This window comes from Streptomyces sp. NRRL S-495 (assembly GCF_000966955.1).
Taxonomy (GTDB): domain Bacteria; phylum Actinomycetota; class Actinomycetes; order Streptomycetales; family Streptomycetaceae; genus Kitasatospora; species Kitasatospora purpeofusca.
In genome coordinates this window covers 1-11,257 of the sequence record NZ_JZWY01000012.1, presented here as the reverse complement: position 1 = coordinate 11,257, position 11,257 = coordinate 1, and the positions used below count along the sequence as shown (strand labels likewise).

Annotated in this window: 8 protein-coding genes; 6 read left to right on the top strand and 2 right to left on the bottom strand. The window is 76.0% G+C overall.

The features are described 5' to 3' along the window. Positions 1–620 (bottom strand): SWIM zinc finger family protein (locus tag VR45_RS01020; protein WP_045937764.1); only part of this gene is annotated, 620 nt, incomplete at its 3' end. A gap of 190 nt (positions 621–810) precedes the next feature. On the opposite strand from VR45_RS01020, the gene VR45_RS01015 reads away from it, so the two are divergent. From VR45_RS01015 to sucD, 5 genes are all read left to right on the top strand, one after another. Next, the gene (locus tag VR45_RS01015) at positions 811–1,905 is read left to right on the top strand and encodes an AAA family ATPase (RefSeq protein ID WP_045937763.1); all 1,095 of its coding nucleotides are present in this window, start codon (positions 811–813) and stop codon (positions 1,903–1,905) included. Between the two features lie 52 nt (positions 1,906–1,957). Beyond that, complete coding sequence (locus tag VR45_RS01010) at positions 1,958–4,294, top strand: DUF5682 family protein (RefSeq protein WP_063772386.1); 2,337 nt, start codon at positions 1,958–1,960, stop codon at positions 4,292–4,294. 54 nt (positions 4,295–4,348) lie between these two features. Continuing rightward, positions 4,349–5,539 (top strand): VWA domain-containing protein, encoded by a 1,191-nt coding sequence (locus VR45_RS01005; protein ID WP_045937762.1) that lies wholly within the window; start codon positions 4,349–4,351, stop codon positions 5,537–5,539. Between the two features lie 446 nt (positions 5,540–5,985). Then, positions 5,986–7,158 (top strand): ADP-forming succinate--CoA ligase subunit beta, encoded by a 1,173-nt coding sequence (gene sucC, locus VR45_RS01000; RefSeq protein WP_045937761.1) that lies wholly within the window; start codon positions 5,986–5,988, stop codon positions 7,156–7,158. Between the two features lie 19 nt (positions 7,159–7,177). Beyond that, positions 7,178–8,062 (top strand): succinate--CoA ligase subunit alpha, encoded by an 885-nt coding sequence (sucD, locus tag VR45_RS00995; RefSeq protein WP_030393363.1) that lies wholly within the window; start codon positions 7,178–7,180, stop codon positions 8,060–8,062. Between the two features lie 85 nt (positions 8,063–8,147). Here the strand turns inward: sucD and VR45_RS41950 are convergent, their stop codons facing one another. After that, a complete protein-coding gene (locus VR45_RS41950; protein WP_052708747.1) occupies positions 8,148–10,142 on the bottom strand; it encodes a LuxR C-terminal-related transcriptional regulator in 1,995 nt (664 codons plus the stop codon). A 135-nt stretch (positions 10,143–10,277) separates the two neighbouring features. Here VR45_RS41950 and VR45_RS00985 point away from each other — a divergent pair. Next, on the top strand, positions 10,278–11,257 hold a 980-nt coding region (locus VR45_RS00985; RefSeq protein WP_045937760.1), incomplete at its 3' end, for a DUF6350 family protein.

Below are 11,257 nucleotides of genomic sequence, written 5' to 3'. Positions count from 1 at the left end.
TGCAGCATCGCGTACTCCTCCAGCAGCCGGTGCTGCGGCAGCGCGTCCAGCTCGCGGACCCTGGTGGCCAGACCGGGCGCCTGGGCGTCGACCATGCGGGCCGCGACCTCCTCCCAGGGGCCGGTGGTGGAGCGGTCGGCGAGGCCGTGCCGGACCCGGTCGGCGAGCCGCAGCCGCAGCTCGGCGGCGCCGGCCGCGACCCGGGCGGAGCGCTTCCCGGCGCGGCGGAGGGCGGCGGCCGGGTCGGCCGGGGCCGCCGCCCGCCCGGCCCGCTGCTCGGAGCGCTCCTGGCGCTCCTTCAGCCAGTCGGCGGCCCAGTCGGCGGGCTCGGCGCCGTCCGGCACGGCGTCGGGGGAGCCGCTCCAGAGCAGCAGCAGTCCGAGCGCGTGCTTGCACGGGAACTTCCGGCTCGGGCAGCTGCACCGGTAGGCGGGCGTGGCGAGTTCGACGACCGTGCGGTACGGCGTGCTGCCGCTGCCCCGGCACTCGCCCCAGACCGCTTCGCCGTCGGTGCCCGCGGCGGACCAGGGCGCGGACGTGGAGAGCTTGCCCGCGGCCTTCCGCGAGGCGGCGTCGGGCGCCAGGGACAGGACGTGTTCGGTGCTCCAGCGTTCCTCCATGTCGACGACGTTAGGTGCCGGGACTGACAGTCGACCCGGCCTCCGGGCGAACCGAACTGAGGTCCGGTCAGGATTGTCAGTGGTCCGGTGCAGGCTGGTTCTCGCAGGCCGGGACGCCGATCCGGCTCCCCCCGACCACCCCGCCGCCCGGGCATCCGTGTGCCCGGAGGGCCGACCCGAAGGGGCCCCGATGACCGACCTCGTGACCGATGTCCTGCGGCAGCACGCGGAGGACGCGTTCGCCGCCGAGCTGGCCGCGCTCGCGGCCCGGGACGACCGTCCGCGCCCGGAGCGCTGGCGGCTCTCCCCGTGGGCCGTCGCCACCTACCTGCTGGGCGGCGAGCTGGACGACGGCACCGTGATCACGCCCAAGTACATCGGCCCGCGCCGGGTGGTGGAGGTCGCCGTGACCACGCTCGCCACCGACCGGGCGCTGCTGCTGCTCGGGGTGCCGGGCACCGCCAAGACCTGGGTGTCCGAGCACCTGGCGGCGGCGATCAGCGGCGACTCCACGCTGTTGGTGCAGGGCACCGCGGGCACCCCGGAGGAGGCGGTCCGCTACGGCTGGAACTACGCCCGGCTGCTCACCGACGGGCCCAGCCGGGAGGCGCTCGTTCCCTCGCCGCTGATGCGGGCGATGGCGGACGGCCGGATCGCCCGGGTCGAGGAGCTCACCCGGATCCCGGCGGACGTCCAGGACAGTCTGATCACCATCCTGTCCGAGAAGACCCTGCCGATCCCGGAGCTGGGCACCGAGACCCAGGCCGTGCGCGGCTTCAACGTCATCGCCACCGCCAACGACCGCGACCGGGGGGTCAACGAGCTGTCCAGCGCGCTGCGCCGGCGCTTCAACACCGTGGTGCTGCCGCTGCCCGGCTCGCTGGAGGAGGAGGTCGAGATCGTCACCCGCCGGGTCGAGCAGCTCGGCCGTTCGCTCCAGCTGCCCGAACTGCCCGGCGGCGCCCAGGAGATCAGGCGGGTGGTGACTGTCTTCCGGGAGCTGCGGGCCGGCCTCACCGCCGACGGCCGGACGAAGGTGAAGACCCCGAGCGGCACCCTGTCCACCGCCGAGGCCATCTCGGTGGTCACCAACGGCATGGCGCTCGCCGCGCACTTCGGCGACGGCGTGCTGCGGGCCGGCGACGTCGCGGCCGGGGTGATCGGCGCCGTGGTCCGCGACCCGGCCGCCGACCAGCAGATCTGGCGCGAGTACGTCGAGGGCGTGGTCCGCGAGCGGGACGGCTGGCAGGACTTCTACCGCGCCGCCCGTGAGAACGCCCGCTGAGCCGCACGACCGCAGGACCGCAGGACTCGCCGACGACCGGAGGGAGGGCGCGATGAGCGCAGAGGTGACGCTGTTGGGCGTACGGCACCACGGGCCGGGCTCGGCCCGCGCGGTGGCGGCCGCGCTGGAGCGGCTGCGGCCGGACGCGGTCCTGGTGGAGGGGCCGCCGGAGGCCGAGCCGATCCTCGGGCTGGCCGCCGCGAAGGACATGGTGCCGCCGGTCGCCCTGCTGGCCCACGCGGCCGACGACCCGGCGCGGGCCGCGTTCTGGCCCTACGCGGAGTTCTCGCCGGAGTGGGTGGCGATCCGGTACGCCGTCGACCGCGGGGTGCCGCTCCAGTTCATCGACCTGCCGGCCGGGCACTCCTTCGCGGAGGGCGGGGCGGGCGGTGTCGAGGAGGAGGACGCCGACCTGCCGCGCGACCCGATCGCCCGGCTCGCCGAGGCGGCCGGCCACGACGATCCCGAGCGCTGGTGGGAGGACGTCGTCGAGCACCGCCGCCCCGCCGACGGCGAGGACGCGCTCGCGCCGTTCGCGGCCGTCGCCGAGGCGATGGCGGTGCTGCGTGAGGACGGCGGGGCGAGCCTGCGCGACCGGCAGCGCGAGGCGTACATGCGCGGCCGGATCCGCGCCGCCCGCCGGGCCGGCCACCGCCGGATCGCGGTGGTCTGCGGGGCCTTCCACGTCCCCGCGCTGGCGGAGACGCCGACCGTGGCCCAGGACCGGGCGCTGCTCGCCGGGCTGCCGAAGAAGGTGCGGACCGAGATCACCTGGGTGCCCTGGACGCACCGCCGGCTCTCCCAACTGGCCGGCTACGGCGCCGGGATCGTCTCCCCGGGCTGGTACCACCACCTGCACCGGACGGACGGCGACCCGCTGCCCGGCTGGCTCACCCGGGCCGCCGGCCTGCTCCGTGCCGAGGACCACCCGGTCTCCTCCGCGCACGTCATCGAGGCGGTCCGGCTGGCCCGCGCCCTCGCCGGGCTGCGCGGCCGCCCGCTGGCCGGGCTCACCGAGACGCTGGACGCCGTCCGCGCGGTGATGTGCGAGGGCTCGGACGTCGCCCTCGCGCTGGTCCAGGACCGGCTGGTGATCGGCGACGCGCTCGGCTCGGTGCCCGAGGAGGCGCCCGCCGTCCCGCTCCAGCGCGACCTCGCCCGGCTGCAGCGCACCCTGCGGCTGAAGCCCGCGCCCGAACCGCGCGACCTCGACCTCGACCTGCGCAAGGAGACCGACGCTGCCCGCTCCCGGCTGCTGCACCGGCTGCGGCTGCTGGGCGTCGACTGGGGCGTGCCGGTCCGCTCCCAGGTCGCCTCCACCGGCACCTTCCGGGAGAGCTGGCGGCTCTGCTGGCAGCCCGAGTTCGCCGTCCGGATCGCCGAGGCCGCCCAGTGGGGCACCACGGTCGAGCGGGCCGCCGTCGGCAAGGCCGTCGGCACCGCCCGGGCGGCGGCCGAACTCGCCGAGCTCACCGGGCTGGTGGAAACCTGCCTGGTGGCCGACCTGGCCGAGGCGCTGCCCGCCGTGATGCGGGTGCTCGCCGACCTCGCCGCGCTGGACACCGATGTCGCCCACCTGGCCCGCGCCCTGCCCGCGCTGGTCCGCGCGCTGCGGTACGGCGACGTCCGGGGCACCGACCACGGCGCCCTGGGCGAGGTCGCCGACGGGCTCGCCGACCGGATCAGGGTCGGCCTGCCGCCCGCCTGCACCGGCCTGGACGCCGCCGGCGCCGCCGTGATGCGCGCCCACCTCGACGAAGTGCACGGCGCGATCGGCCTGCTGGGCGGCGACGGCCTCGCCGACCGCTGGGCCGGCACGCTGCGGTCGCTCGCCCGGCGCGAGCCCTCCGGCGGACCGGCCACCGGCGTGCCCGGGCTGCTGCGCGGGCGGGCCGTCCGGCTGCTGCTGGACGACGGCCGGCTGGATCCGGCGGAGGCCGGGCGGCGGCTCGGTCTGGTGCTCTCCACCGCCGGCAGCCCGGTGGACGCGGCCGGTTGGATCGAGGGCTTCCTGTCCGGCGGCGGCACGCTGCTGCTGCACGACCCCCGGCTGCTGGGCCTGCTCGACGCCTGGCTGACCGGCGTCCCGGCGGCGGTCTTCACCGATCTGCTGCCGCTGCTGCGCCGCACCTTCGCCACCCTGGAGGCCGGGGTCAGACACACCGTCGGCAGCCGGGTGGCGGCCGGTCCGCTCGACTACGGCGACACCGAACCGGCCTCGGCGGCCGCCGAGGTGGATCTCGCCCGGGCCGCCGCCGCGCTGCCGGTGGTCGCGCTGCTGCTCGGCCTGCCGGACGGCGCCGCAGTCGGCTCCGGCGCCGCGGTCGGGGCCGCCCCCGGCGCCGACCGCCCGAGGATCCCCCGGCAGGCCGGGGGCCGCGACACCTGACGGCCACCGGCCACCCCCCTCCCGTCCCGCAGACCGCACCCAGAGGAGCCCCCGATGGCCGCCGGCACCCCCCTGACCCCCACCACCCCCGCCGACGAGCGGCTGCGCCGCTGGCGGCTGGTCCTCGGCGGCGAGGCCGACGGCACCGGCCGCGCCCTGCACGGCCGGGACGCCGCGATGGACGGTGCGCTCGCCGCGCTCTACCGGGGCGCTCCCGAGGAGGGCCGGGCCGGGCAGCCGCGCTCCGGGCGCCGCACCGCGGGCCTGGGCGGCTCGGCCCCGCAGGTGGCCCGCTGGCTGGGCGACATCCGCGAGTACTTCCCCGCCACCGTCGTCCAGCTGATGCAGCAGGACGCGATCACCCGGCTCGGGCTGGAGCAGCTGCTGCTGGAGCCGGAGATGCTGGAGGCCGTCGAGCCGGACGTCCATCTGGTCGCCACCCTGCTCTCGCTCAAGCACGCGCTGCCCGAGACCACCAGGGAGACCGCCCGCGCGGTCGTCGGCACGGTGGTCGCCGAGCTGGAGCGCCGACTGGCCGACCGGACCAGGGCCACCCTCGGCGGCGCGCTGGACCGCAGCGCCCGGGTCGGCCGCCCGCGCCACCGCGACATCGACTGGGACCGCACCGTCCGGGCCAATCTGGGGAACTACCTGCCCGAGCACGGCACCGTCGTCCCCGAGCGGCTGGTCGGCTACGCCCGGGCCCGGCGCGCGGTGAAGAAGGACGTCGTCCTCTGCATCGACCAGTCCGGTTCGATGGCCGCGTCCGTCGTGCACGCGGCGGTGTTCGGCGCCGTGCTCGCCTCGATGAAGAGCCTGGACACCCGGCTGGTGGTCTTCGACACCTCCGTGGTCGACCTCACCGAGCAGCTCGCCGACCCGGTCGACGTGCTCTTCGCGACCCAGCTCGGCGGCGGCACCGACATCAACCGGGCGCTCGCCTACTGCCAGTCCCGGATCACCCGGCCGGCCGAGACGGTCGTCGTCCTGATCAGCGACCTCTACGAGGGCGGCATCCGGGACGGGATGCTCAAGCGGGTGGCCGCGATGAAGGCGGCGGGCGTCCAGTTCATCGCCCTGCTGGCGCTCTCCGACGAGGGCGCGCCGGCCTACGACCACGCGCACGCCGCCGCGCTGGCCGCCCTCGGGGCCCCGGCCTTCGCCTGCACCCCCGACGCCTTCCCGGAGATCATGGCGGCGGCGATCGGGAAGCGCCCGATCCCGGTCCCGGACCAGGGGGTGTGAAAGGGCGGCCCGCCCGGCGGCGGTGAGTGGCGCGAAAGGGCCGTCCGCCGTGCGGCAGTGCGGCGGAGCGAGTGGTGCGGAATGCCGTCCGCCCGGCGGCCGTGGACGGAGGTGTCGGCCCGGCGCGCGCCGGTCTCACTCGTACGGGGGAACATGGGGCGTGGACGAGCAAACCCGCCGGTCCGAGCGCCCGGCGCACGCCCGCCGGGCTTTCTGTGACGGTTCTCACCAAAGACTGGCAGGCCCCGGGCGAAACACGCCCGTCCGGCGGGGATAACCTGCCAGACGGACGTGACGCGCGTGTGAATTGACGTGTGCGCCCGTGGCTGTGTGGGCCGCAAGGCCGTACCTCTGCGTACCCGCACCGCCCCGACGACCCGCAGCGAAGATCCTGCCGTGGCACGCTCGTAGAGACACAATCCGCGACCACGAACAAGGACAAACACGTGGACCTGTTCGAGTACCAGGCGAGGGACCTCTTCGCCAAGCACGGTGTTCCCGTGCTTGACGGCGATGTCATCGAGACCCCCGAAGCGGCTCGCGCCATCGCCGAGCGCTTCGGCGGCCGCGCCGTCGTCAAGGCTCAGGTGAAGGTGGGAGGCCGAGGCAAGGCCGGCGGCGTGAAGCTCGCCGCCGACCCGGCGGACGCCGTCGCCAAGGCCGAGCAGATCCTCGGCATGGACATCAAGGGCCACACCGTGCACAAGGTGATGCTGGCCCAGACCGCGGACATCAAGGACGAGTACTACGTCTCGTTCCTGCTGGACCGCACCAACCGCACCTTCCTGGCCATGGCCAGCGTCGAGGGCGGCGTGGAGATCGAGGTCGTCGCGGAGGAGAACCCCGACGCGCTCGCCAAGATCCCGGTCGACGCCAACGAGGGCTGCACCCCGGAGAAGGCCGCCGAGATCGTCGCCGCGGCGAAGTTCCCGGCCGAGATCGCCGACCAGGTCGCCGACGTCCTGCAGAAGCTGTGGACCGTCTTCATCAAGGAGGACGCCCTCCTCGTCGAGGTCAACCCGCTGATCAAGTCCGGTGAGGGCAAGATCATCGCGCTCGACGGCAAGGTCTCCCTGGACGAGAACGCCGAGTTCCGCCAGCCCGAGCACGAGGCGCTCGAGGACAAGGCCGCGGCCAACCCGCTGGAGGCCGCCGCCAAGGCCAAGGGCCTCAACTACGTCAAGCTCGACGGTGCGGTCGGCATCATCGGCAACGGCGCGGGTCTCGTCATGAGCACCCTCGACGTGGTCGCGTACGCCGGTGAGAAGCACGGCAACGTCAAGCCCGCCAACTTCCTCGACATCGGTGGCGGCGCCTCCGCCGAGGTCATGGCGAACGGCCTGGAGATCATCCTCGGCGACCCCGACGTCAAGTCGGTCTTCGTCAACGTCTTCGGTGGCATCACCGCGTGCGACGCGGTCGCCAACGGCATCGTGCAGGCCCTCGCGCTGCTCGAGGAGAAGGGCGAGGCGGTCACCAAGCCGCTGGTCGTCCGTCTCGACGGCAACAACGCCGAGCTGGGCCGGCAGATCCTGACCGACGCCAACCACCCGCTCGTCGAGCAGGTGGACACCATGGACGGTGCGGCCGACCGCGCCGCCGAGCTGGCCAACAAGTAAGGAAGGGGACTTTCACACCATGGCTATCTTCCTTACCAAGGACAGCAAGGTCATCGTCCAGGGCATGACCGGCTCCGAGGGCATGAAGCACACCCGCCGCATGCTCGCCTCCGGCACCCAGATCGTCGGCGGTGTCAACCCGCGCAAGGCCGGCACCACGGTCGACGTCGACGGCACCGAGGTGCCCGTCTTCGGCACCGTCGCCGAGGCCATCGAGAAGACCGGTGCCGATGTCACCGTCATCTTCGTGCCGCCGAAGTTCACCAAGGACGCCGTCGTCGAGGCCATCGACGCCGAGATCGGCCTGGCCGTCGTCATCACCGAGGGCGTCCCGGTGCACGACACCGCCGCGTTCTGGGCCTACGCCGGTTCCAAGGGCAACAAGACCCGGATCATCGGCCCGAACTGCCCCGGCCTGATCAGCCCCGGACAGTCGAACGCCGGCATCATCCCGGCCGACATCACCAAGGCCGGCAAGATCGGCCTGGTCTCGAAGTCCGGCACCCTGACCTACCAGCTCATGTACGAGCTGCGGGACATCGGCTTCTCCTCGGCCGTGGGCATCGGCGGTGACCCGGTCATCGGCACCACCCACATCGACGCCCTCAAGGCGTTCCAGGAGGACCCGGAGACCGAGCTCATCGTCATGATCGGTGAGATCGGCGGCGACGCCGAGGAGCGTGCCGCGGCCTACATCGCCGAGCACGTCACCAAGCCGGTCGTCGGCTACGTCGCGGGCTTCACCGCCCCGGAGGGCAAGACCATGGGCCACGCCGGCGCCATCGTCTCCGGCTCCTCGGGCACCGCCCAGGCGAAGAAGGAGGCCCTCGAGGCCGCCGGTGTCAAGGTCGGCAAGACGCCGTCCGAGACCGCCCGCCTGGCCCGTGAGCTGTTCAAGGGCTGACGCCCCCCGCTCGCGCACAGCGCCCCCGCACCGGCCTCGCCGGTGCGGGGGCGCTGTCGTTCCCGGAGCGGCTCCGGTGCCGGGGTCAGCGCGGTTGCCGGTGCTCCGCCGGGCAGGGGCGCAGCACCCAGGACGCGCAGCCGGGGGGTTCCGGGGCCACCACGGCCGGCGGCGGCAGCGCCACCCCGGCCAGCCCGCCCGCCGGCGGCCGGTACGGCCCGTCCGCGCGGGGCGGCGGCGGATCCACCACGACCGGCTCCAGCCCCGGCGTCGGCGAGCACCAGAGGCTCTGGATCCCGGACGGCGCCCCCTCCGGGAGCAGCGGCAGCAGGGCCTCCGGCTCGGTCGCGAGCGTCGGCACCGGCGCGCAGAGCACCGGCGGCGGCGGATCCGACGGCCGGAACAGCTCGCTCGGCCCGCCCCCCGCCAGCGTCGCCGCCACCGCGCCGCCGACGGCCACCGTCAGCAGTGCCGCCGCTCCCGTCCGGCCCGCGTGCACCAGCCCCTGCCGGGCCCGCAGCAGCGGCACCGGCGGCCGGTGCGGCTCCGGCGCCCCGCGCACCGCGGCCCGGTGCAGCAGCCCGGACAGCCGGTCCGCGAACCCGTCCGCCGCCGGATCCGGCCCCACCAGGTCCGGGACCCACTGCGCCAGCGCCGTCCGCGCCGCCCACACCCGCCCCTCGGCGGCCGCGACCGTGGACTCCACCTCCACCGCCACCGCGGCGGCCGGCATCCCCAGGCCGTCGTGCAGCACCAGCGCCCGGCGCTGCGGCCGGGAGAGCCGGCGCAGCGCCTTGAGCAGGGCCCGGTCCCGGTCGGTGAGGCGGTCGTGGTCCGGCAGCACCGCCTGGCCCTCGTCCGCCGGCCGCACCTTGATCCGCCGGTGCGGCAGCCGCCACACATGCGCCCGCCGGGGCCCGCCGCGGTGCCAGGGGGACAGCGCCAGTTCGAACGCCCGCATCCGCACCCACTGCTCGGGCTCGGCCCCGGCGGCCACCTCCGGCCAGTGCCGCCGCGCCTCGCCGAACGCCCGCCCGACGCAGTGCACCGCCCGGTGCTTGCACGCGGTGAGCAGGAACACCTGCTGCACCAGCCGGGTGTGCCCCGCCTCGTACACCTCCTCGAACACCGCCGGCGGGCGTACGCCGGCGACGGGGGCCGGTGCCGGCCCGGACCGGGCTCCGGGCTCGGCCGTCACGCCTGTCGGGCGGGCTTCGGTGCCCCGTTGGTTCGTGGGGCCGGGGCGTCCGGCGGCGGCGGGGGTGGGGCCGGTCGTGGTCCTGTCGGCGGCCGGTGCCGGTCCGGTCCGGGCTCCGGGCTCGGCCGTCGCACCCGTCGGGCGGGGCTCGGGGCCCTTGCCCGTCCGCGTCGGCCGCGCGGGTGCGGGTGCGGTGCCGGACGGCTGTGCGGCGGTGGCCTCGGCCGTGGCGACCACGCCCGGCCGGGTCCGGGTGGGCTTCGGATCCAGGCCGGGCGTCACGGGCGTGTCGGGCGTGGCGTCCTGGGCCGCCGCCGTCGGCGGGCGGCCGGTGCGCGCGGGGCCTGCCGCCGGCGCGGCCGGTCGGCGGCCGTCGCCATCCGCACCGGCCTTCGCCGCAGCCGCAGCCGCACCCGGAGCCGAAGCTGACGCCGGATCCGCAGCCGAGTCCTTCGCCGCAGCCGATGAGGCACCCGCCCCCGGGGGCGCCGGCAGCAGCGCGGCGAGAGCGGCGATCTCGGCCTGGGTGCGGGTGCCCAGCTTGCGCAGGGCGCGGTGCTGGTAACTGCGGGCGGTGGTGGGGGTGACGCCCAGTGCGGTGGCGGTCTCGGCGAGGTCCCGGCCGGCCGCGAGGTGGGCGAAGGCCTCGGTCTCACGGGCCGTCAGTCGGCGCAGCAGTGCCGTCGTGTCCGCGTCGGGCATCCCCCCGCCGTTCTGCGCGGCCCCGTCCGCGCCGGTGGTGGTGCCGGTCCGGCCCCGGCCGCCCTTGCGCTTTCCGGGGCGCGCCTTACCGCCGCGGTTCGGCGAGGCGGGCGCGGCGGCGGGTGCGGCGGGAGGCGAGGGCTGGGTGCCGGTGCGGGCGGCGGTCGGGGGCTTGGTCATCAGACGCTCCGGGCCGGATCGGTCGCGGCGGTGAGAGGGCATGGTCTGAAAATGCGCATAAGCCAATAATCTGGGACACCCCGGCGGTTTGCCTCTTCACGGAGCATGGCGAGTCGCCTTGGCACGATGAGGCCCATGACGCAGCTGACGGGTCGTCCGATTCTGGAAGCGCCGGGCGAACTGGGGGCCAGGCCCGTCCTCTCCGCCCTGCTCACCGGGGTCCGGACGGCCCTGCTCGGGCTGTCGGTGGTCACCGTTCCGGTGCTCGGGCTCTGGGTGGTGACCCCGTTCGCGGACGACGGCGCGGCCGGCGCGCTGCGGCTGGCGTCCGCGTTGTGGCTGCTGGGGCACGGTGCGCCGGTGCTGCGCGGGCCGGCCGCAGTGCCGCTCTCGGTCGCACCGCTGGGGCTCGGGCTGCTGGCGGTGGGCCAGTTGTACCGGGCGGCCGGCCGGGTGGCGGCGCGCGCCGCGGGGCGGCCGGGGGGCCGCGGCGGGGTCCCGGCGGTCTGGGCGGGCTACTGCGCGGTGGCGTGCGCGGTGGTGGCGCAGTGCGCGGGGGCGGGGGAGTTCCGGGCCCGGGTGGTGGTCGACCTCGCCGTGGTCGCGCTGGTGGCCGGGGCGGCGGTGGCGGCCGGTGCGCGGCGGCCGGGGGCGGCCCCGGCCGGGGTGGAGGCCCTGGAACGGGTCCTGGCCGGGTTGCCGGCGGAGGTTCGGCCGACCGGCGGCGCGCCGGTGGTCCGGGTGGCCGCGCTGGCGGCCGGGGCGGGGCTGCTGGCGGCCGGCGGGCTGGTGGTCGCGGTGGCGGCGGTGCTGACCGCGGTGGGCGGGGGTGCCGGGTCGGCGGTGTTCGCGGGCGGGCCGGCGGCGGTGGCGGGGGTGCTGCTGCTGACCCTGGTGCTGCTGCCGAACACGGTGCTGTGGGGCGCGGCGTACGCACTCGGGCCGGGGTTCGCGGTGGGCGCGGGGACGGTGGTGTCGCCGGTGCGGGCGGTGCTGGGCCCGGTGCCGGAGTTTCCGTTGTTCGCGCTGCTCCCGGAGCCGGGGGCGGGCGGCTGGCGGCTGGCGGTGTGCGTGCTGCCCGCGCTGGCGGGCGTGGTGCCGGGGCTGCTGCTGGG